The organism is Streptomyces sp. 6N223 (genome assembly GCF_052246635.1).
GTDB lineage: Bacteria > Actinomycetota > Actinomycetes > Streptomycetales > Streptomycetaceae > Streptomyces.
Genome location: NZ_JBQQCA010000023.1, coordinates 71,728 through 93,145 on the forward strand (window position 1 = coordinate 71,728; position 21,418 = coordinate 93,145).

The window sequence follows — 21,418 nt, forward strand, 5'->3', positions numbered from 1 at the left end:
CCCCCGCGCGGCCTGACGGTGCTCCCGCTATTCCACGCGGCGGCGTCGGCCGCGTCAACATCACCGCCGTGGTAGCCCCGGCGCGCGAATCGCGCGACAGTGGACATAAGGGGTATCCAGCGGTGCGGCGGTGAGGTGACGATCATGAACGGCGCGGATCTACCGATAGCCGTGGGCGTGGACGGGTCCAAGGAGAGCAAGGCCGCCTGCGAGTGGGCCGCGCACGAGGCGGCGTACCGCGCGCTGCCGCTGCGGCTGGTGCACGCGTGGATCGACGAGCCGCTCTACGCGCCCCCCGCGCCGGAGCGCGAGGCGGCGGAACGGCTCCTCGACGGCTGCGAGGCCGAGGTGAGCGAGCGCTTCCCGGGACTGACCGTGACCACCGAGCTGCTGCCGGCGACGGCGGCCGCGGGGCTGACCGAGGAGGCCGACCGCAGCGAGATGCTGGTGCTGGGCTCGCGCGGCCACACCGCCATCGTCGGCTTCCTGCTCGGCTCGGTCGGGCTCCCCGTGATCGCGCACGCGACGCACCCGGTGGTGCTGGTGCGCCCGGTGGCGCTGGAGTCGTCGATCGAGGAGGGCGACGAGGTGGTGGTCGGGCTGAAGGACCTGGGGCCGGCGGCGTCCGGCGTGCTGGACTTCGCCTTCACCTCGGCCGCGGCCCGGGGCGCGGCGGTCCGCGCGGTGCGGGCGTGGGGGGAGCCCTCGCTCTTCGGCGCGGACGTCCCGGGGGATCTGGAGAGCCCCACGCACCAGGGCATCGAGGAGCGGGAGGGGCTGGCGCTCGCGGGGGCGCTGGACCCGTGGCGGCAGCGGTTCCCCGGCGTGCCGGTGGTCGAGCACCTGCGCTTCGGCAACGCCTCCGAGGTGCTGCTGACGGCGGCGGCGTTCCGCGCGGCGCTGGTGGTGGTCGGGCGCCGCCGGCGCCGCCCCCGCCTGGGCCTGCGCGTCGGGCCCGTCGTGCACGCCGCGCTCCACCACGCGAGGCCGCCGGTGGCGGTCGTGCCGTACGACTGACCCACGACTGGCCCGGGGGCGGATGACGACGGCGCTTCGCCCCGGGTGGGGTGCCGGGGTGTGGGCGGCGACCGGGGGTCCGGGGGCGGAGCCCTCAGCTAGTCCCGCAGCGGCAGCAGCCTGTCCTCGCCCGGCGCGATCTCGACCGTCGGGCCCCCGGCCAGGGCCACGCGGACCGGCGTCTCCTCCCACGGCGGGACGCCGATCCACAGCTGGCCCGGCTTCATCCGCAGCCGCACCCCCACGCCCCTGTGCCGCACCGAGAAGCCGAACTCCGACAGCTCCGGCAGCGGCGCCGGGTCCAGCCACAGCGTGCCGCCGCGGGTCTCCAGGCCGGTCAGCCCGCGTTGCATCAGGTCGAGCGTGCCCGCCATGGCGCCCAGGTGGATGCCCTCCTCCGTGGTGCCGCCCTGGATGTCGGCCACGTCGCTGGCGAGGGCGTCCCGCACCCGCGTCCACGCCTGGCCGTGCCGGGCGCGGGCCAGCACCCAGCCGTGGACCAGCTCGCTCAGCGTGGAGCCGTGGCTGGTGCGGGCCAGGTAGTAGTCGACGGTGCGGCGCCAGGCGTCGTCGTCCAGGCGGTAGCCGAGCCGGGCGAAGAGCCCGGACAGCTCGTCGGGGGGGAACAGGTACCCCAGCATCAGGACGTCCGCCTGCTTGGACGCCTGGTAGCGGTTGACGCTGTCGCCCTCCGACTCCAGGATCCGGTCGAGCCGCCGGATGTCGCCGTACCGCTCGCGGTAGGCGTCCCAGTCCAGCTCCCCCAGGTCGCCGTAGCCCTCGAACTGCGCGACCACCCCCTCGTGCCCGTGCAGGAACGGCACCCGCAGCCGCCGCGAGACCTCCTCCCACGCGTCCAGCTCGTCGGCGTCCAGCGCGATGCGTTCGAACAGCTCCTGGCGGCGCGAGACGGGCAGGGTGCGCGCCAGCTCCAGGCCGCGCGTCAGCACCCACGCGGCGGTGACGTTGGTGTAGGCGTTGTCGTCCAGGCCCGGCCGCTCGGCGTCGGGGTACGCCTCGTGGTACTCGTCGGGGCCCAGCACGCCCAGGATTCGGTAACGCCCCTCCCCCGCCTCGTAGGTGGCCGAGGAGGCCCAGAAGCGGGCGATCTGGAGCAGCATCTCGGCGCCCTTGGTGTGCAGGAACTCCGTGTCGCCGGTGGCCTCGCCGTAGCGCAGCACGTTGTAGGCGACCGCCGAGCCGACGTGGTGCTGGAGGCGGGAGTGGTCCGGCAGCCACCGGCCCGAGCGCGGGTTGAGGTGCACCTCGGGCGTTTCCTCGCGGCCGTCGCTGCCGCTCTGCCACGGGTACATCGCGCCCGCGCGCCCGGCGGCGCGGGCGTTGCGGCAGGCCGCCGGCAGGCGCCGGTAGCGGTAGCCGAGCAGGGCGCGCGAGACCTCGGGGAAGTGAAGGTTCAGGTAGGGGAGGACGAACAGCTCGTCCCAGAAGACGTGCCCCCGGTACGCCTCGCCGTGCAGGCCGCGCGCGGGGACGCCCACGTCCAGCTCGGCGGTGTGCGGCGAGAGGGTCTGCAGCACGTGGAAGAGGTGCAGCCGCAGCACCCGCCCGGCCTCGCCCGGCACCCGCATCCCGGCCTGCCGCCACAGCCGGTCCCACGCGGCGCGGTGGGTGGCGAGCAGCCCGTCGAAGTCGGGGGCGCGGCGTACCCGCTCGACGGCGGCCGGAAGGGGGCCGGTGATCGCCGCGTCGCGTGAGGTGTGGAGGGCGACGGTCTTCTCGACGGTGGCGGTGCGGCCGGGCCCGACTGGGAGGGTGAGGCGCCGGGAGGCGCGGGTGCCGGTCAGCCGGGTGCGGGTGCGGGTGGTGGTGGGCGGGCCCGGGCCGGCGCGGGTGCGGGCGGCGAGCACGACGCGGATGTCGGAGACCCGGGTGCGGCACCGCAGCCACAGGACGTCGTCGCCCGCCTCGTCCGCCTCCTCCCGGCCGGTGCCCAGCTCGGTGAGGTGGTCGCCCGCGAGGTCGCGGTAGCGCGGCACCCCGTCGTTGCGGACCGTGCCGTCCAGCGCGGACTCCACCTCGACCGCGCCCGACCAGTCCTCGGCCGTGAAGGTGGTCCGCAACGCCGCCAGGTGCGGGTCGTCCATGTGGACCAGGCGGATCTGCTCGACGCCGAGGTGCCGCCCGTGCTCGTCGCGGTAGCGCAGCGTGCGGGTGAGGGTGCCGCCGCGCAGGTCGAGCTCCTGCCGGTAGAGCACCAGGCCCGGCAGGAAGCGCTCCGGGGTGAACCACTCGCCCTCCGGGCCCTCCTCGGGGCGGATGCGGAAGCGCAGCGGCAGCCAGTTCGGCAGGTTGACGACGTCCTCGTGGACCAGTTGCCGTCCGGCGAGCGGGGTCGGCAGCCGGTCGTAGACGCCGGCGACGTACGTGCCCGGGTAGTGGGCGCGCCCGGCCCTGACCTCGGGCGCGGCGCCGCGCGTGGCGAGGTAGCCGTTGCCGAGGGTGCACAGCGCCTCGCGCAGCCGCTCCTCGCGCGGGTCGTAGCCCTCGTAGGTCCACGTCCAGCCCAGCGGGCCCAGGGTGTCGGCGGAGTCGGTCGGTTCGGCGCTGTCGATGAGCTCGCTCACGTCGGTCACGTCGGTCACGTTGGTCACCTTGGTCGCGTCGGTCACCTATCTCACCTCGCCCAGCAGTTCCCCCGGGTCGCCGACCACCACGTCCGCGCCGTGCCGGCGCAGCTCGTCGGCGCTGCCGGGGGCGGTCGCCCGGTCGACGCCGACGACCAGCCCGAAGCCGCCGCGCCGCCCGGCCTCGACCCCGGGCAGGGCGTCCTCCACGACGGCGGTCTCGTCCGGCTCGGTGCTCAGCCGGTGCGCCGCCTCGAGGAAGAGCGCGGGGTCGGGCTTGCCGGGGAGGTGGAGCCGGGCCGCGTCGTTGCCGTCGACCACGGCGGGCAGCAGCGAGCGGATGCCCGCGCGGGCCAGCAGCTCGCGGGCGTGGCGGGAGGCGGAGACGGCGGCGCAGCGTACGCCGGCCTCGTGGAGGGCGAGCAGCAGCCGGATCGTGCCCTTCCAGGCGTCGACGCCGCGCTCCCGCAGCAGCTCGTTGAAGAGCTCCTCCTTGCGGGCGGCGATGGCGCAGACGGTGCCGGTGCCCGGCGGGTCGTCGGGGTCGCCGAAGGGCAGGTCGATGCCCCGGGCGTCGAGGAACGCGGCGGCGCCGTCGAGGCGGGACCTCCCGTCCACGTGGCGGCGGTAGTCGGCGTCCTCGTCGAAGGGCGGCCACAGCCCGGAGATCGCGTCGAAGGCCCCCTTCCACGCGGCGGCGTGCACCCGGGCGGAGTCGATGATCACGCCGTCGGTGTCGAAAACCACCGCCCGGCACGCGGACAGCTGGCGCATTCTTCTATGGGAACGCGGAGACGCTGCGCTGGCAAACGGCGGGGGTCCCCCCGGCCGGGGGTCCGGGGGTGGAGGCCCCGAGGCCTCAGCCCAGCGGGACGCGGCGGCCCGAGACGCGCTCGGCCGCCACCCGTACCCACAGCGGGCGCTCCCCGCCCCACGGCTCGGTGTGGGCCCGGGCCGCCAGCCGCTCGATCGCGGCGGGGTCGGTGATCCGCTGCGCCGCGCCCGCGACCATCACGCTCCAGCCGACGCGCTGCGCCTCGTCCAGCCGGTCGACCTCGAAGGCGACGTCCGCGCCCTCGGCGAACGACGGGGCGGCGCCCGGCGCGGTCCGGAAGACGACGGCGTCCTCGTCCTCCGCGTAGGTGTAGTTGACGGGCACGATCGCCGGGCCGTCGGGCGTGTCGACCGCGACCCTGCCCACGGTGTGGGCGGCGAGCAGCTCGTGGCACTCCTCGGCGGACAGCTCGGCCGGCTCGCCCGGCTCCACCGGGGGCTGGGAAACGGCGCTCGTGGTCTCCACGCCGCTCAGCTCGGCCACGGTGCACTGCAACGCCCGGGCCACCCGGGTCAGGGACGGCAGGCTCGGGGAGGCGGGCTGCTCCTCCAGGTACCGCAGATACTCCGGGGCGACGCCGGCGCGCTCGGCCACGTCCTCGCGGCTGAGGCCGAGTTGCTCGCGCCGCAGCGCGACCCGCCGACCCACGTCGCTGCGGTGGTTCGGCCCCGCCGCCGCTCCTGGTGCTCCTGGCATGGCCTCCACCTCCTCTCCTCCCCCCTCTCGCCTCCCCTCTGTCTCCTTCCCTCCCAGCATCGCCGCCGGTGGCGCCGCACGCGACCCATGGGGCGGACGGACGGGTCAGTCGATGGCGATCCGGAAGACCGGGTGGTCGGGGGCGATGCGGCGCAGCTCCTCCTCGGGGGAGTCGGGGCCGACGCCGCCGAAGAAGACGCCGACCTCGGCCTTCCAGCGCTTGAGGTAGGCGCGCAGCACCTCGGGCTTGTCGTCGTCGGCGACCTCCTCGGCGGTGAAGGTCTCCCGCTTCCTGCCGAGGTGCAGCTCGCCGCCGCCGGCGGCGCGCATGTTGTGGGTCCACTGGACGTGGCCGCGCGGGGCGACGAGGTAGTGGCGGCCGTCGAGGGTGAGGAGGTTGACGGGGGTGCGGCGCCACTCCCCGCTCTTGCGGCCGCGCACGGCCAGGACGCGCGAGCCCCAGACGCTGAGGCCGCGCCGGGTGAGGAAGGCCACGAACCTGTTGAGCACGTGGACGGTGAGCCAGCCGGGCTTCTTCACGTGCGGGCGGCCGGCGGAGGCGGCGTTGTCGGACATGTGGGACGCTCCCTTTTGTGAGCAGTGCTCTCGCTTGAGAGCGATGCTGACAGACATGGGGAGGAATTGCAAGAGCACCGCTCTCATTCTTGGGCGCTGCTCCAAACGAGGGCAGACTGGCACCCATGACTGCGATCCAAGGAGCACGGGAGCGGGCCCGGCGCGAGGTCACCGCGGCGATCAAGGAGGAGGCACGGCGGCGACTGGCCGCCGAGGGCGCGGCGAAGCTGTCGCTGCGGGCCGTGGCGCGCGAGCTGGGCATGGCCTCCTCCGCGCTCTACCGGTACTTCCCCAGCCGCGACGAGCTGCTGACCGCGCTGATCATCGACGCCTACGACGCGATGGGCGAGGCGGCGGAGCGCGCGCTGGCCGGCGGCTCCGGCAGCCCGGGCCGCGCGGACGCCGCGCGCCGCTGGCGGGGCGTCTGCCTGGCCGTGCGCGGCTGGGCCCTGACCCACCCGCACGAGTTCGCGCTGGTCCACGGCACGCCCGTGCCGGGCTACGCCGCGCCGCAGGACACGGTCGGCCCCGGGGCGCGCGTTCCGCTGGCGCTGCTGGCCGTGGTGCGGGACGCGCACCGCGACGGCGCGCTGGGCGAGCCGGGCGGCGGCCCGCTGCCGGAGGGGGCGCGCGCCGGGGTGGCGGAGGTGGCGGAGGAGTACGCCCCCGAGCTGCCGCCGGCGGCGATGGCGGCGCTGGTCGCGGCCTGGGCCCAGCTGGTGGGCCTGGTCGCCTTCGAGGTCTACGGGCAGCTGACCGGGGTCGTCGCCGAGGAGGAGCGGGAGGCGTTCTTCGCGCACGCCGCCGGGCGGCTCGCCGAAGGGGTGGGGCTGGAGGGCGCGGCGGGGAGGACTGGAGCGTGATCCCGGCGGCGGAGCTGGGGCAGGAGCTGGAGGCATGCTCCGCCGCCGGGTGTCGTTCGGGCTAGGCCGGGGCGCAGGCCGTGCCGTTGAGGGAGACGGTGGGCGGGGTGTAGGTGGCGCCGCTGTTGGTCTGGAAGCCGAAGCTGAACGACCCGCCGACCGCGACGGTGGAGTTGTGGGAGGCGTTGGTGGCGGTCACCGCGGTGCCGGACTGGCCGACCTGGGCGTTCCAGGAGCCGGTCACGCTCCCGGCGGGCAGCGCGAAGGTGACCGTCCAGCCGCTGAGGGACGCGCCGGTGGTGACGGTGACCCGCACGACCGAGCCGGAGTTCCAGCGGTCGGTGACGGTGTAGTTCGCGGTGCAGGAAGCCGGGTCGGGGTCGGGCCCGGGGCCGGTGGTGCCGCCGAGGGCCGTCAGCATGCCGTTGAAGGCGGGCTTGGGCCGGAGGTTTTCGTCGTACAGGGTGGCAGCGCCCTCGCCCGGGAAGGTGCCGGGCACCCAGGAGTCGCGGTCGCTGACGCCCCAGACGGTGATTCCGGCGCAGGCGGAGACGGCCAGGCAGGTCCGGGTGACGCTGGCGAACTGCTGGCCCTGGCGCTCCAGCTTGGCGGCGTCGGCCGGCAGGCGCATGCGGATGTCGAGCTCGGTGATGATCAGCTCGAGGCCGAGGTCGGCGAAGCGCTGGAGGTTGGCCTGGAAGCTGCTGGGGATCTGGTCGAGGATCAGGTGGGACTGGAAGCCGACGCAGTCGATCGGCACGCCCTGGCTGAGCAGCGACCTGACGAGGTTGTACAGGCCGTCGCTCTTGGCGTTGATGCCCTCGATGTTGTAGTCGTTGATGCACAGCTTGGCGTTCGGGTCGGCCGCGTCCGCCGTGCGGAAGGCCTCGGCGATGTACCCGTCGCCGAGCGTCCGCTGGAAGACCGAGTTGTCCCGCCGCGAGCCGTCTTCGTCGAACGCCTCGTTCACCACGTCCCAGTAGGCGACGCTGCCCTCGTAGTGGTTGGCGAGGTTGGTGATGTGGTTGTTCATCGCGTTGCGCAGGTCGCCGGCGCTGAGGCCGCCGTTGCTGACCCAGCTCGGGAGCTGGCTGTGCCACACCAGCGTGTGTCCGTAGACCTGCTGGTCGTTGGCGCGTGCGAACTCCACCAGCCGGTCGCCGCCCGAGTAGTTGAAGCTGCCGCGGCTGGGCTCGGTGGCGTCCCACTTCATCGCGTTCTCGGCGGTGACGCTGCTGAACTGCGTCGAGGCGATGGAGGAGTAGGTGCCGTCGCCGAGGCGGCCGTTGTTGACGGCCGCGCCCACGAACACGCCCTTCGCCTCGGCCGCCTCACGCAGCGTGGCGGCCTGGAGCGCGCCCGCCTCGCCGGGCGCTGACGTCTGTGCGGATGCACCGCCGTTCACCGCGAAGCCGGAGACCATCACTCCGGCCGCGATGACGGCCGCGGCTCTTCGTACCAGGAGAAACACGTCGGATGTCCCTTCTTGTCATGCCCCCGCAGATCGACGGGACAGTTGTAAGGGCACCCGGGGAGGCCGTCAATGCTTCCGGAAGGATTCTGGAAAAGTTCCGGGCCCGGCGGGGGAGGGAGGAACGCCGCCGGGTCCGGAAAGCGCACAGGTCAGCCGTGACCCTGACCTGGCACGAGGGGTGGACCGCTAGCTGCCGAAGCCGGCGAGGATGCCGTCGTAGGCGGGCTTGCGCTGGAGGTTCTCGTCCCACACGCACGCCGCGCCCTCGCCCGGGAAGACGCCGGGGATCCAGGAGTCGGCGTCCGAGATGCCCCAGACGGTGACGCCGGCGCAGCCGGGGACGGCGGTGCAGGCGGAGACGACCGTTTCGTAGTCCTGCGCCTGCTGCTGCAGCCTGTTGGGGTCGGACGGGGTGGTCATGCGGATGTCGAGCTCGGTGATGATCACCTCGAGACCGAGGTCGGCGAAGCGCTGGATGTTCTCCTGGAGGTCGCCCGGCACCTGGCCGAGGATGAGGTGCGACTGGAGGCCGACGCAGTCGACCGGCACGCCCTGCTCGAGCATGCCGCTGACGAGGTTGTAGAGGCCGTCGCTCTTGGCGTTGATGCCCTCGACGTTGTAGTCGTTGATGCACAGCTTGGCGTCGGGGTCGGCCGCGTCCGCCGCGCGGAAGGCCTCGGCGATCCACCCGTCGCCGATGGTCGTCTGGAAGACCGACGGGCGCATGGTGCCGTCCTCGTTGAACGCCTCGTTGACCACGTCCCAGTACGCGACCTGTCCAGCGTAGTGCCCGGCCACCTCCGTGATGTGGTCGTTCATGACCTGGGTCAGTTCCGCGGCGCCGAAGCCGCCGTTCGACACCCAGCCCGGGAGCTGGTTGTGCCAGACCAGCGTGTGGCCGTAGACCTGCTGGTCGTTGGCGTTCGCGAACTCCACCAGCCGGTCGCCGGGCCCGAAGTTGAAGCTGCCCCGGTTGGGCTCGGTGGTGTCCCACTTCATGACGTTCTCGGCTGTGACGCTGCTGAACTCCGACGAGACGATCTCGCTGTAGGACGCGTCGTTCAGCCGGCCGTCGCTGACGGCCGTGCCGACGAACTTTCCGGCGGCCTCGGCCGCGGCGCGCAGCGTGCTCTGCTGCGCACCCGGCGCCTGGACCGGTTCCTCCTGTGCCTGTGCGCTGCCGTAGAGCGCGAGGCCGGCGACCAGGGCGCCGACCGCGGCGGCGACGGTGGATCTGCGCACGTGGGGAGACATTCGGAGGTTCCCCTTTCTTTCGTTGTCATGCCCCCGCTGGCTTGACTCGTCCGTTGTATGAGGCCCTCTTGGGGTCGTCAACCCTTCCGGAATAATATTGAAAAACTTCCGGAGGGTGGTTCACTGGATCTCGGCACTGCGAGCACCGCATGGTTCCACGTTTTCCGGACCGGCGGAACGGCGATCGGATGCCCGGGGTGATACTCCCGAGAGAGGACCGACAGAAGAGGTGCCATGACAGGGGAACGCAAGGTGACCATCACGGCCATCGCCAGAGAGGCGGGCGTCTCGGTGCCCACCGTCTCCCGGGTGGTCAACGGTCGGTCGGATGTCGCGCCCGAGACGCGGGCGAGGGTCGAGGAGCTGCTGCGGCAGTACGGCTACCGGCGGCGCACCAGCGCCCCCGGCGAGCGGGCCGCCCTGCTCGACCTTGTCTTCAACGATCTGGACAGCCCGTGGGCCGTGGAGATCATCCGTGGCGTGGAGGACGTGGCCCACGCCGCCGGGGTCGGCACGGTGGTCTCGGCCATCCACGACCGGGCGGGCGCCGCGCGGCAGTGGATGACCAACCTGCGGGCGCGCGCCTCCGACGGCGTGATCCTGGTGACCTCCGTGCTGGAGCCGGTGCTGCACAAGGAGCTGCACCGGCTGGGCGTGCCGATCGTGGTGGTGGACCCGGCCGGAGCGCCGGCGTTGAACGCCCCGACCATAGGCGCCACGAACTGGGCCGGCGGCCTGGCCGCCACCGAGCACCTGCTGGAGCTGGGGCACCGCCGGATCGGCTTCATCGCGGGCCCGCCGCGGCTGCTGTGCAGCCGGGCCCGGCTTGACGGGTACCGGGCGGCGCTGGAGTCGGCGGGCCTGCCGGTCGACGAGACGCTGACCGTGCCCGGCGACTTCTACCACGAGTCCGGCTTCACCGGCTGCGACAAGCTGATGCGGCTGCCCGACCCGCCGACGGCGGTGTTCGCCGCCAGCGACCAGATGGCGCTGGGCGCGATCGAGGCGCTGCGCCGCCGGGGGCTGCGGGTGCCGCAGGAGGTGAGCGTGGTGGGGTTCGACGACCTGCCGGAGATGCGCTGGTCGGCGCCGCCGCTGACCACGGTGCGCCAGCCGCTGGCCGAGATGGGCAAGGTGGCCGCGCGCACGGTGCTGCGGCAGGCGCGGGGGAAGGAGATCGACTCACCCCGGGTGGAGCTGGCCACCGAGCTGGTGGTGCGGGCCTCCACGGCGCCGCCGCCCCGCCTGCGCGACTGAGCCGGCGCGCCGTTCACGCCGGTCACGCCATTCACGCCGTTCACCGTTCACACCGTCCGCGCCGGCTGCGCCAGGGAGTTCGGCTGGATCGGACGTGACCATCTTGAGACGTTCCCTCCGGTTGACGCCCCCGCGAGACGCCCGTAGCTTCCATCGGCACTCAAAGTAAGCCGAAAGTTCTTCGGCAGTTCCGGAAGGTGCCTTGATGCAACGATTGTCACGCCGAGCGTCCCGGGGGATGCGCGCGGCGACGGGGGCGGCGGTCTGCGCGATCACCGCGGCGAGCCTGGCGGCCTGCGGCAGCTCGGAGTCCAGCGGCGGCGGCGAGCGGCTGAAGGTGTGGATCCCCGAGGACAACTCGGCGGCGGTGCAGGCGGAGTTCGTCGAGCGGTTCAACGAGACCTCCGAGATCGACATCAAACTGGTCCAGGTGCCGGCCGCGACGTATTCGGACCGCATGCGCGAGGTCATGAACGGGTCCAGTTCGCCCGACCTCCTCTACAACTGGGGCGCCGGCAGCATCGGCGACTTCGTCGCCGATGGCACGTTGCTCGATCTCACGGACACGCTCGAGGGCGACCTGGCGTTCAAGAACTCCTTCGTCCCCAACATCCTGGACGGGGCGATGATCGAGGGGCACTATTACGGCATCCCGATGCGCGGGGTGCAACCGGTGATCCTCTTCTACAACCGGACCCTCTTCGACGAGGTGGGCGCCGAGCCGCCGGAGACCTTCGACGATCTCCTGGAGCTGATCGACACCTTCCTGGCGGAGGACATCACGCCGGTGGCGCTGGGCGGCGGCGACCCCTGGACCGAGCTGATGTGGCTGGAATACCTCCTGGACCGGTACGGCGGCCCGGACGTCTTCCGGCGCATCCAGGACGGCGAGACCGAGGCGTGGGGCGACCCGGCGATGCGGTGGGCGGCGGAGGCCGCCGCCGATCTCGTGGACGCCGGCGCCTTCGGCGACGACTTCGGCTCGGTCACCTACGCCGACGACGCCGTCTCGACGTTCTTCGCCGAGGGCGGCGCGGCCATGCACCTGATGGGCAGCTGGGAGTATCCCAACCAGCTCGTCAACCAGCCCAAGTTCGCCGAGAACGACCTCGCCTACACCACCTTCCCGGTGATCGAGGAGGGCGAGGGCGACCCGCGGGGGGTGGTCGGCAACACCTCCAACTACTGGTCTCTCAACGCCCGTCTGGGCGAGGAGGGCGAGGAGGACCGCCTGGCGGCGGCGGTCGAGTTCCTGAAGCTGTGCGCCACGCCGGACTACGCGCAGGCGCTGATCGACAACGGCGACGTGCCGGCGACGAACAACGCCGAGCAGCTGCTGGACAGCCACAGGGAGCCGGAGTACGCCCACTTCCAGTACGACATGGTGACGCAGGCGCCCAGCTTCCAGCTCTCCTGGGACCAGGCGGTGCCGGCGTCCGAGTCCGAAACCATGATCAACGCGATCGAGAAGCTGTTCGGCGGGCAGCTCGGCCCCGACGAGTTCATCGACGAGATGCTGCGCAACGAATAGGCCACCCGAGCGCACCCCGCAGCGCACCCGCACGCCCTGGGGCCGTCCCGACGGACGGCCCCAGGGCGTTTCTTGACCATCTTGATATGTCCCGCACCGTTGACGCGCCGGGCACACCCCCGTAACTTTCTTCCGCACCTGGTCCGATAATTTTCGGTGAGTTTCCGGAAGGTGTGGACGATGCCTACTGCTCTTCGCCGGGGCAAGCCCTGGCACATACGTACCCTCGCCGCAGCCGGGGTAACGGCGCTCGCGGCCACGGCACTGGCGGCGTGCGGCAGTTCCGGCCCGGGCGGAGGAGGCGACACCCTCGAGGTCTGGACCCTCCAGGACCCCGCCACCGCCGTGCAGCAGGAGTTCGTCGAGCGGTTCAACGAGGAATCCGACATCGACATCAACATCACCGAGGTCGCCAACGACAACTACTCGGACCGCCTGAGAACCGCCATGGGCGGCGACAACGCGCCCGACATGTTCTTCAACTGGGGCGGCGGCAGCATCAGTCCGTACGTCGACCAGGACATGCTGGTGGACCTCACCCCCATCATCGAGCGGGAGCCCGAGCTGCGGGACGGCTTCGTGCAGACGATCCTCGACGCCGGTGCGATCGACGACCGCTACTACGGCATCCCGATGCGGGGCGTCCAGCCCGTGATCCTCTACTACAACCAGACGCTCTTCGACGAGATCGGCGCCGAGCCTCCGCAGTCGCTGGACGACCTGCTCGACCTGGTGGACGCCTTCCAGCAGGAGGGCATCACCCCCTTCGCCCTGGCCGGGGCCGACGCGTGGACCGAACTGATGTGGCTGGAATACCTGCTGGACCGGCAGGCCGGCCCGGAGGTCTTCCAGAACATCCAGGGCGGCGACATGAGCGCCTGGGGCGACCCCGGAATGCTCCAGACGGCCGAGAACGTCAGGGAGCTGGTGGACGCCGGGGCGTTCGGCGACAGCTTCCGCTCCGTCCAGTACGGCAACGACGCCGCCTCCACCCTCTTCGCCCAGGGCGACGCCGCGATGCACCTGATGGGCAGCTGGGAGTACTCCAACCAGCTCGCCAACCAGCCCGAGTTCGCCGAGAGCGACCTCGCCTACACCTCCTTCCCCGTGATCGACGGCGGCGAGGGCGACCCCAACGGCGTCGTCGGCAACCCGACCAACTACTGGTCCGTCAACTCCACCGTGAAGGACGACCGGCTGGACGCCGCCGTGGAGTTCCTGAAGCTGATGGCGAGCGAGGACTACGCCCAGGCGCTGATCGACAACGGCGACATCCCCGCCACCGTCAACGCCGGGGACCTGCTGGCCAGCCACCCCAACCCCGACTTCGCGAACTGGCAGTACGACCTGATCACGAACGCCACCAGCTTCCAGCTCTCCTGGGACCAGGCCCTGCCCGCCCGGCAGTCCACCCCGATGCTCAACGCCATCCAGGAGTTGTTCGGAGGTCAGCTGAGCCCGCAGGAATTCGTCGACGAAATGCAGACCCTCTAGCCGTGAAGACAGACATCACCTCCGCGCCCCCGCGCGCCGGTCGCCCAGGCATCGCCTGGGCGATCCCCGGCGTGCTGTTCTTCCTGTGCTTCGCCGCCGCGCCCATGGTCGTCGTCGCCTACCTGTCGTTCACCGACTGGGACGGCATCGCCTCACCCACGTGGGTCGGCATGGACAACTGGTCCCGGCTGATCGAGGACGACGGCATGCGCAACGCCATCTGGCTCAGCATGCTGCTGACCGTCTTCACCTGGCTGTTCCAGACCCCCGTCGCCCTGCTGCTGGGCGTGTGGGCGGCCGGCCACCAGCGCAACCGGGCCGTCCTGTCCTCGATCTTCTTCCTCCCGCTACTGGCCTCCTCCGTCGCGCTGGCCCTGCTGTGGAGCACCCTGTTCGACCCCAACTTCGGGTTCGCCCGCTACGGGTGGTACGAGACCTTCATCGGCTGGTTCGGCGTCGAGGGCACCGACCTCCTCGGCGACGAGCGCGGCGCCCTCGTGGCCGTGCTCTTCGTCACCGGCTGGCAGTTCATGCCGTTCCACACCCTCATCTACCAGGGCGGCGCCCGGCAGATCCCGCAGTCGCTCTACGACGCCGCCTCCATCGACGGCGCCAGCACGGTCCGGCAGTTCTTCGTCATCACCCTCCCCCAGCTCCGCAACACCATCGTCACCTCCACGGTGATCATGGTGGTCGGCGCGCTGACGTACTTCGACACGGTCCTCGTCCTCACCGACGGCGGCCCGGGCGACGCCACCACGATCGTGCCCTTCCTCATGTACGACGAGGGCTTCGGCGCCGCCGACTTCGGCTACGCCAGCACGGTCGCCTGCGCCCTGGTCATCGCCGCCACCGCCGTCTCCCTGCTGCTGGTCCGGCTGACCGGCTTCACCAGGATGCGCAGCACCCGGGAGGGAATGTGAGCCAGCTTCGACAGACCGTCCGCAAGGATGGCGGGCCCGCCGGCGCCGCCACCGCCCCGGGCGCCCCCGCGCGGCCCGGCGGCGGAGCCCCGGCCGGCGCGGCCACCCGCCGCCTGCGCCGGCTGCGGCGCGCCAACTGGCCCGCAGGCATCGCCGCGACGATCTGGCTGGTCATCGTGCTGGTGCCGCTGTACTCGCTGCTGATCTCCACCTTCCAGGACCGAGCCGACTACCTGGAGAACGGCCCGCTGGCGCTGCCCAGCGAGATCTCGTTCGACAGCTACCAGACCGTTCTGGAGGGCAACTTCCTCCGCTACCTGCTCAACACGGTGATCGTCACGGCCTCCTGCTCGGCCATCGCGATCGTGCTGTCGGTCACCGTGGCCTACAGCGTCGTCCGGACCCGGTCCCGGCTCTCCCAGCGGTTCTTCCAGCTCTTCCTGCTGGGCCTGGCCATCCCCGCTCAGGCGACGATCATCCCCGTCTACTGGATCATCACCGAGATCCAGATGTACGACACCCTGCTGGCGGTCATCCTCCCGACCGCCGCGTTCTCCCTCCCTGTCAGCGTGCTGGTCCTCGTCGGCACCATGCGTGACATCGACGAGGAGCTGTACGAGTCCATGGCTCTCGACGGCGCGAGCCCGACCCGGATGCTGCTCCAGCTGGTCGTGCCCATGTCCCGGGCCGGCATCTCGACCGTGGGGGTGTTCGCCGCCCTGCACGGCTGGAACGGCTTCCTCTTCCCGCTGATCCTCACCCAGTCCCAGGAGACGAAGGTGCTCACCCTCGGCCTGTACGACTACGTCAGCGAGTACCGCACGGACATCCCGGCCCTGCTCGCCGCCGTGGTGCTCTCGATCGTGCCGATCTTCACCGCCTATCTCCTCGCCCGCCGCCAGCTGATCAACGGCCTGATGGGCGTCGGCGGAAAGTGAACGCCCGCCGACCCGCTGATCCGCCGACCCGCTGACCCGCTGACCCGCTGAGACAAGGAGCCTCATGCACCACCCCTGGCAGGACCCCGCCACTCCGGCCGCCACCCGCGCCGCGGAACTGCTGTCCCAGATGACCCTGGAAGAGAAGCTGGCCCAGCTCGTCAGCATCTGGCCTGGATCCACATCCGGCGAGCACCTGCAGCAGGACGACAGCCAGGACGCCGGCACCGCCGACGACGTAGCCCCCATGCAGAGCTTCCTGAACGACATGCCGCCGGACGAGGACGCGCTGCTGCGCGCCGGCCTGGGTCAGCTCACCCGCCCCTTCGGCACCGCCCCGGTCGATCCCACCGAGAAGGCGCGCGTCCTCGCCGAGGACCAGCGCCGCATCGCGTCGGCGAACCGGTTCGGCATCCCGGCGCTGGTCCACGAGGAGTGCCTGACCGGCTTCACCGCCTGGCAGGCCACGATCTTCCCCACCCCCCTCGCCTGGGGCGCCGCCTTCGACCCCGAGCTGGTCGAGCACGCCGCCCGCCTCATCGGTGCCTCCATGCGCTCCGTCGGCATCCACCAGGGCCTGGCGCCCGTGCTGGACGTGGCGCGCGACCCGCGCTGGGGGCGTACCGAGGAGACCATCGGCGAGGACCCGTACCTGGTCGCCACCATCGGCACCGGCTACGTGCGCGGCCTGGAGGCCGCCGGGCTCGTCGCCACCCTCAAGCACTTCGCCGGGCACAGCGCTTCGCGCGCCGCCCGCAACCACGGCCCGGTCTCCATCGGGCCGCGCGAGCTGGCCGACGTGATGCTGACGCCGTTCGAGATGGCGCTGCGCGACGGCGGCGCCCGCTCGGTGATGAGCGCCTACCACGACATCGACGGCATGCCCGCGAGCGCCGACGAGTGGCTGCTGACCACGCTGCTGCGCGACGAGTGGGGCTTCACCGGCACCGTCGTCTCCGACTACTACGCCGTCTCCTTCCTGGAGCTCAACCACAACGCCGCCGGCTCCCCGGGCGAGGCCGCCGGGCTGGCGCTGGCCGCCGGCCTGGACGTGGAGCTGCCCGCCCAGCGCTGCTTCGGAACGCCGCTGCTGAAGGCCGTGCAGTCCGGCGAGGTTCCCGAGGAGCGGGTGGACCGGGCCGTGCTGCGGGTGCTCACGCAGAAGGCCGAGCTGGGGCTGCTGGACGCCGACTGGTCGCCCGCCCCCTCGGCGCTGGCGGACGGCGCGACGGTCGAGCTGGACCCGGCGCCGATGCGGGAGGTGGCCCGGCTGCTGGCCGAGGAGTCCGTGGTGCTCCTCGCCAACGGCACGGCCGAGGACGGCGACGGCTCCGGCTCCGGCTCCGGCTCCGGTCCCGCGCTCCCCCTGCCCCCCACGGCCCGCATCGCCGTCGTCGGCCCGCTCGCCGACGACCCGGCCGCCATGCTCGGCTGCTACACCTTCCCCCGCCACGTCGGCATCAGCCACCCCGAGCTGCCCCTCGGCGTCGGGATACCCACCCTGCTGTCCTCGCTGCGCGCCGAACTGCCCGCCGCCGGCATCACGCACGTCAAGGACAAGGACGAACTGCCGCGGCAGGCCGCCGACGGCGCCGACGTCGTTGTCGTGGTCGCCGCCGACCGCTCCGGCCTCTTCGGGCGCGGCACCTCCGGCGAGGGCTGCGACGCCCTCGACCTCGAACTCCCCGACGGACAGGGCGACCTGGTCGACGCGGCGCTGGCCACCGGCCTGCCGGTGGTGCTCGTGCTGCTGACCGGGCGGCCCTACGCCCTGGGCCGCTGGGAGGGCCGGCTGGCCGCCGCGGTCCAGGCGTTCTTCCCCGGCGAGGAGGGCGGCGGCGCCGTCGCGGGCGTGCTGTCCGGGCGCGTCAACCCCTCGGGACGGCTGCCGATCGGAGTCCCGCGTCACACGGGCGCGCAGCCGTACACCTACCTCGCGCCGCCGCTGGGACTGGACGACGGCGCCAGCAACATCGACCCCTCCCCGCTGTACCCCTTCGGCCACGGCCTGTCCTACACCAGCTTCGCCTGGGAGGACGCGTCGGCCGACGCCGAGAGCGTGCCGACCGACGGCGCCACCACCCTGCGGCTGACCGTCACCAACACCGGCGCGCGGGCGGGCACCGAGGTGGTGCAGCTCTACCTCCACGACCCGGTCGCGCGGACCGCCCGCCCCGTCAACCGGCTGATCGGCTACGCACGGGTCGAACTGGAACCGGGGGCCTCCGCGCAGGTGCGGTTCGCCTTCCACGCCGAGCTCGCGGCGTACACCCTCGCCCCCGGGCGGCGGATCGTGGAGCCCGGCGACCTGGAGCTGCGGCTCGCCGCCTCCAGCGGCGACATCCGCCACGCGCTGCCGCTGACCCTGACCGGCGCGGAGCGCGTCGTCGGCCACGACCGCGCGCTGCGCTGCCGGACGGAGGTGGTCCGCCCGTAGGGCCGTGCGGGCGCCCTGCGGCCGGTTCTACGCTGGGAGACATGAGCTGGACGGTTCGTGACATTCCCGACCTCAAGGGTCGTATCGTCGTGGTGACGGGCGCCAGCAGCGGCCTCGGCTATGTCACGGCCCGCGAGCTGGCCCGCTGCGGCGCCCACGTGGTGCTGGGCTGCCGCAGCCAGCGGCGCGGGCAGGCGGCGATGGACCGCCTGCTGGGCCAGGTCCCGGAGGCCCGCGCCGAGCTGCGGCTGCTGGACCTCGCGGACCTGGCCTCCGTGCGCGCCTTCGCCGCCGACTACGGCCGCCGGCGGCTCGACGTGCTGGTCAACAACGCCGGGCTGATGGCCGTGCCCAAGGCGCGCACGGCCGACGGCTTCGAGATGCAGTTCGGCGTCAACCACCTCGGCCACTTCGCCCTCACCGGCCTGCTCTACGACCGGCTGCTGGCCACCCCCGGCGCCCGGGTGGTCACCGTCTCCAGCCTGCTGCACACCCTGGGCAACATCGACATCCACGACCTCAACTGCGAACGCCGCTACCGGCCCTGGCTCGCCTACGGCCGCTCCAAGACCGCCAACCTCCTCTTCACCCACGAGCTGGCCCGCCGCGCCGCCCAGCGCCACCACGACCTGCTGGCCGCCGCCGTCCACCCCGGCTACGCCGCCACCGAGCTGCAGGCCAGGGGCCCCCGCCTCACGGGCAGCCGCGTCCGTGAGCACCTGGCCCGGCTGGCCAACCGCCTGGCCGCCGCCCCGCCCGAGGCCGGCGCCACGCCCTCCCTCTACGCCGCCACCGCACCCGGCGTTCGCCCCGACTCCTTCACCGGCCCCAGCGTGCTCGGCGCCCGCCGCCTGCGCGGCGGCCCCGGCGGCTCCTGGCGCGCCCCGTGGACGCGCGACGACCGCATCTCCGAACGCCTCTGGCGCGCCTCGGAGGACCTCACCGGCGTGCGCTACCCCTGACGCGTGACGCACCCCGCCGTCATCTCCGGGGGCCTCGCGATCTCGGGCGTGGGCGCGATGACGTGCGGCATGCGTGGCAGCAGGCCGGAGCCCAGCGGCGTGAGCGTGTGCACCACCTCGTTCCCGCGCCGCACCGACATCACAAGACCCGCGTCCCGCAGCACGCTGGCGTGCTGGCTCGCCGAGGCGGGCGAGACCCGGGCGCGGCGGGCCAGTTCGCCCGTGGTCGTGCCCTGCTCGATGCAGCGCAGCACCCGGGCGCGGGTGCTGCCCAGCAGCCGCCCCAGCGCGGCGTGGTCCTCGCAGGCGGGCCGGTGGGCGTGCTCGACCGGGTAGACGAGCACGGGCGGCAGCGAGGGGTCGGCGTACGCCACGGGGTTGCGCCAGCAGAAGAAGGAAGGAATCAGCAGCAGTCCGCGCCCGCCCGGCCACACGTCGCGCTCGACCGGGTAGTCCGCCTCCAGCACCGGAGGGTTCCACCGCAGCACCGGGCGCAGCCCGCGCAGCAGCCCCTCGGCGCCGCCGGACAGCAGATTCCGCACCCGCACCGCCCGGTCGGCGTCCACCTCGGCCTGCACCCTCGGCCAGACGGCGGCGTCGGCCACCGCCTCCCGGTGGTAGCGCAGCAGGTCGGCGGCGAGCCGCTCGACCATCTCCCGCTCCCCGGCCGCCAGGGCCCGCGCCCAGCCCGGCAACGCCCGCCGCTGCCCGGCCTCGACGAGCGAGAGCTCGGCCGTCAGCCGCCCGCGGGACGTGGAGCGCAGCGCGTCGACGCCCGCCTCCAGCCCGTCGGAGCCCTCGATCGGCGTGAGGAAGTCGGGGAAGTATCCCCGCGTCGGTACCAGCGCACGCAGTGTCGTGGGCAAGGCTCCGAGCCGCCGCCTGGCCCTCTCGCGCCACTCGCCGAAGACGTGCGGCCCTCGCCGGTCCCGGAACCGGTGGGCGCTGAGCACGGTTTCCCACATCGGATCGGGCCGCTCCGCGATGCGGATCCGGGCCAGATCCTCCCCCGAGATATGGATGCGCAGCACTCGCTCCTCCTTGCCTCCCTCTCTCCGACGAACGCGACACGCGGAATGGTTCAGCCTACGCCGAAATGTTTCACCGGCCGATCGGCGTCAACGACCGCTCACGCTCCCCGCGCCGCTGCCCGCCTGACGGCGGTGTTTTGGCGTACGCCGAAATGGTTGGCCCCGCATCCCGGTTGTCCTGCACTGTTGGGACCTGTCCGGCACCGGTCGGGACGGGGGGATCAGTGGGGCGTCCAGGCGCACGCTGTTGACCAACGCCAACCGGGGACGGTTGTGACGCGGGACCCCTCTACCTCCCCGGCACGGCCCCCGACCCGGTGCCGGCCCCGCGCTTCGCGCCCCGGGCCTACCGCCTGGGCCTACCGCCTGGCGAGTTGGCGAGTTGGCGGGCGTCGGGCCAGGCGATGCGGAGCTTGGCCGGGGACCCGTTGAGCCTGGACGGATCGCCGCCGCCGGTCACCGGCGCCCGCTCGACCTGGTCGCCGCCCAGCGCCTTGTAGAAACGCTGGGCCGCGGCGTTCTGCTCCAGTACCCACAGGTAGACGGCCTGCCCCGCCGCCCGCTCGACGACGGCCTCCCCGGCCCGCGCGAGGAGCGCGGTCCCGATCCCGCCGCGCTGACGCCCGTACGCCACGTGCAGGTTGTCGACCAGGCTCCCCCACCGCTCGTCCCGGTCGAAGGCGACGTGCGCGAACCCCAGCATCTCCCCGTTCCCGCCGTCCTCCTCGGCGACGACCGTCGCCGTCCCCTCCGGTGCGGCGAGCCGCGCCGACCACACGGCCCGCCGTTCGGCGACGAGATCCCCGTCGAGGAACGAATCCGCGTACGCCCCCCGGTAGTGCCGGCGCCAGCTCGCGGCGTGCAGCCCCGCCACCCCCTCCGCGTCCTCGGGCCCGGCCTCACGCAGTCGCAGCGACGTCATGCGCGAGACGCTAGGCAGGGCCCGGGCGCCGCGTCCACGGATTTTCGGTCAACGGCCTTGGCCGCTCCCCACGTCGGCGCGCATGGCCGAGCGCAGGGCGGCCATCGCGTCGCTGTAGGGACGGTGGACCTCTTCCCACTCGGCGGAGCCGCGGTGGCTGGCCGCCACGGTGACCTCGGTCGTGCCCATGACGTTCCGCATCGCCCGCAGCGCGCGGTACGCCGTGTCGGAGGCGGCCGCGACCGGCGGCGGAGCGACGAGCTCGATCTCGTACTTCAGGGCGAGAAGGGAGTGACTGCGCCAGGCGGCCCGGAGGTCGGCCTCGTCCACGGGGGTCCGCTGACGCACGGCGAGCAGCTGCAGCTCGCTGTCGGTGCTGGTGAGAGCTTCGAGGTAGCGGGCGTACAGCTCACGCCTGAGCTGGTACAGCTGGTGCCCCCGATCGCGTCTGGAGCGAACGGTCTCGCCCAGCAGCGTTGATCCGACCCCGACCAGTGCGCCGATCAGCGTGCTTACGGGCGTCGTCCAGTCCATGGGGCGCAAGCGTAGGGGGCGGCGCCTCCGCACAGGCGCCGCCCCCGGGGGGAGCCGGGGCCCCTACGCCGGTGAGGGTGGGGAGAGGA

At 72.8% G+C, this 21,418-nt stretch carries 18 protein-coding genes; 9 read left to right on the forward strand and 9 right to left on the reverse strand.

Annotated features, from left to right (window positions below; all coding sequences use genetic code 11):
- Positions 1-144 precede the first annotated feature (144 nt).
- Positions 145-1,017 (forward strand): universal stress protein, encoded by an 873-nt coding sequence (locus ACTWQH_RS16495; RefSeq protein ID WP_443287310.1) that lies wholly within the window; start codon positions 145-147, stop codon positions 1,015-1,017.
- A gap of 98 nt (positions 1,018-1,115) precedes the next feature.
- On the opposite strand, the gene ACTWQH_RS16500 is transcribed toward ACTWQH_RS16495, so the two are convergent.
- From ACTWQH_RS16500 to ACTWQH_RS16515, 4 genes are all read right to left on the reverse strand, one after another.
- Positions 1,116-3,554 (reverse strand): glycoside hydrolase family 65 protein, encoded by a 2,439-nt coding sequence (locus tag ACTWQH_RS16500; RefSeq protein ID WP_443287336.1) that lies wholly within the window; start codon positions 3,552-3,554, stop codon positions 1,116-1,118.
- A gap of 93 nt (positions 3,555-3,647) precedes the next feature.
- Positions 3,648-4,376 (reverse strand): HAD family hydrolase, encoded by a 729-nt coding sequence (locus ACTWQH_RS16505; protein WP_443287311.1) that lies wholly within the window; start codon positions 4,374-4,376, stop codon positions 3,648-3,650.
- An 85-nt stretch (positions 4,377-4,461) separates the two neighbouring features.
- Entirely contained in the window at positions 4,462-5,133 is a 672-nt protein-coding gene (locus tag ACTWQH_RS16510) for a helix-turn-helix domain-containing protein (RefSeq protein ID WP_443287312.1), read from the reverse strand.
- Between the two features lie 105 nt (positions 5,134-5,238).
- On the reverse strand, positions 5,239-5,709 hold the full coding sequence (locus tag ACTWQH_RS16515; protein ID WP_443287313.1) for a nitroreductase family deazaflavin-dependent oxidoreductase: 471 nt from the start codon (positions 5,707-5,709) through the stop codon (positions 5,239-5,241).
- Positions 5,710-5,834: 125 nt separating this feature from the next.
- Here ACTWQH_RS16515 and ACTWQH_RS16520 point away from each other — a divergent pair, with 125 nt between their 5' ends.
- Positions 5,835-6,572 (forward strand): TetR/AcrR family transcriptional regulator, encoded by a 738-nt coding sequence (locus ACTWQH_RS16520; RefSeq protein ID WP_443287314.1) that lies wholly within the window; start codon positions 5,835-5,837, stop codon positions 6,570-6,572.
- Positions 6,573-6,633: 61 nt separating this feature from the next.
- On the opposite strand, the gene ACTWQH_RS16525 is transcribed toward ACTWQH_RS16520, so the two are convergent.
- Positions 6,634-8,043 (reverse strand): endo-1,4-beta-xylanase, encoded by a 1,410-nt coding sequence (locus ACTWQH_RS16525; protein WP_443287316.1) that lies wholly within the window; start codon positions 8,041-8,043, stop codon positions 6,634-6,636.
- 189 nt (positions 8,044-8,232) lie between these two features.
- A complete protein-coding gene (locus ACTWQH_RS16530; protein ID WP_443287317.1) occupies positions 8,233-9,288 on the reverse strand; it encodes an endo-1,4-beta-xylanase in 1,056 nt (351 codons plus the stop codon).
- Positions 9,289-9,534: 246 nt separating this feature from the next.
- On the opposite strand from ACTWQH_RS16530, the gene ACTWQH_RS16535 reads away from it, so the two are divergent.
- The 7 genes from ACTWQH_RS16535 (at position 9,535) to ACTWQH_RS16565 (ending at position 18,842) form a co-directional block, all read left to right on the forward strand.
- Positions 9,535-10,557, forward strand: coding sequence for a LacI family DNA-binding transcriptional regulator (locus ACTWQH_RS16535; protein WP_443287319.1), 1,023 nt, complete (start codon positions 9,535-9,537; stop codon positions 10,555-10,557).
- A 238-nt stretch (positions 10,558-10,795) separates the two neighbouring features.
- Positions 10,796-12,088: an extracellular solute-binding protein gene (locus tag ACTWQH_RS16540; protein ID WP_443287320.1), complete on the forward strand. Its 1,293-nt coding sequence runs from the start codon at positions 10,796-10,798 to the stop codon at positions 12,086-12,088.
- Between the two features lie 180 nt (positions 12,089-12,268).
- Positions 12,269-13,582: an extracellular solute-binding protein gene (locus tag ACTWQH_RS16545; RefSeq protein WP_443287321.1), complete on the forward strand. Its 1,314-nt coding sequence runs from the start codon at positions 12,269-12,271 to the stop codon at positions 13,580-13,582.
- A 2-nt stretch (positions 13,583-13,584) separates the two neighbouring features.
- Entirely contained in the window at positions 13,585-14,505 is a 921-nt protein-coding gene (locus tag ACTWQH_RS16550; RefSeq protein ID WP_443287322.1) for a carbohydrate ABC transporter permease, read from the forward strand.
- Complete coding sequence (locus ACTWQH_RS16555) at positions 14,502-15,443, forward strand: carbohydrate ABC transporter permease (RefSeq protein WP_443287323.1); 942 nt, start codon at positions 14,502-14,504, stop codon at positions 15,441-15,443. Before ACTWQH_RS16550 ends, ACTWQH_RS16555 begins: the two co-directional genes overlap by 4 nt.
- A gap of 64 nt (positions 15,444-15,507) precedes the next feature.
- The gene (locus ACTWQH_RS16560; RefSeq protein WP_443287324.1) at positions 15,508-17,880 is read left to right on the forward strand and encodes a beta-xylosidase/alpha-l-arabinosidase; all 2,373 of its coding nucleotides are present in this window, start codon (positions 15,508-15,510) and stop codon (positions 17,878-17,880) included.
- 41 nt (positions 17,881-17,921) lie between these two features.
- Positions 17,922-18,842, forward strand: coding sequence for an oxidoreductase (locus ACTWQH_RS16565; RefSeq protein WP_443287325.1), 921 nt, complete (start codon positions 17,922-17,924; stop codon positions 18,840-18,842).
- On the opposite strand, the gene ACTWQH_RS16570 is transcribed toward ACTWQH_RS16565, so the two are convergent.
- The 3 genes from ACTWQH_RS16570 to ACTWQH_RS16580 all read right to left on the reverse strand — a co-directional run bounded on the left by ACTWQH_RS16570 (position 18,833) and on the right by ACTWQH_RS16580 (position 21,329).
- Positions 18,833-19,873: a helix-turn-helix domain-containing protein gene (locus tag ACTWQH_RS16570; protein ID WP_443287326.1), complete on the reverse strand. Its 1,041-nt coding sequence runs from the start codon at positions 19,871-19,873 to the stop codon at positions 18,833-18,835. The genes ACTWQH_RS16565 and ACTWQH_RS16570 overlap by 10 nt on opposite strands.
- Before the next feature lie 346 nt (positions 19,874-20,219).
- On the reverse strand, positions 20,220-20,795 hold the full coding sequence (locus tag ACTWQH_RS16575) for a GNAT family N-acetyltransferase (protein WP_443287327.1): 576 nt from the start codon (positions 20,793-20,795) through the stop codon (positions 20,220-20,222).
- 48 nt (positions 20,796-20,843) lie between these two features.
- Complete coding sequence (locus tag ACTWQH_RS16580; protein ID WP_443287328.1) at positions 20,844-21,329, reverse strand: hypothetical protein; 486 nt, start codon at positions 21,327-21,329, stop codon at positions 20,844-20,846.
- Positions 21,330-21,418 lie beyond the last annotated feature (89 nt).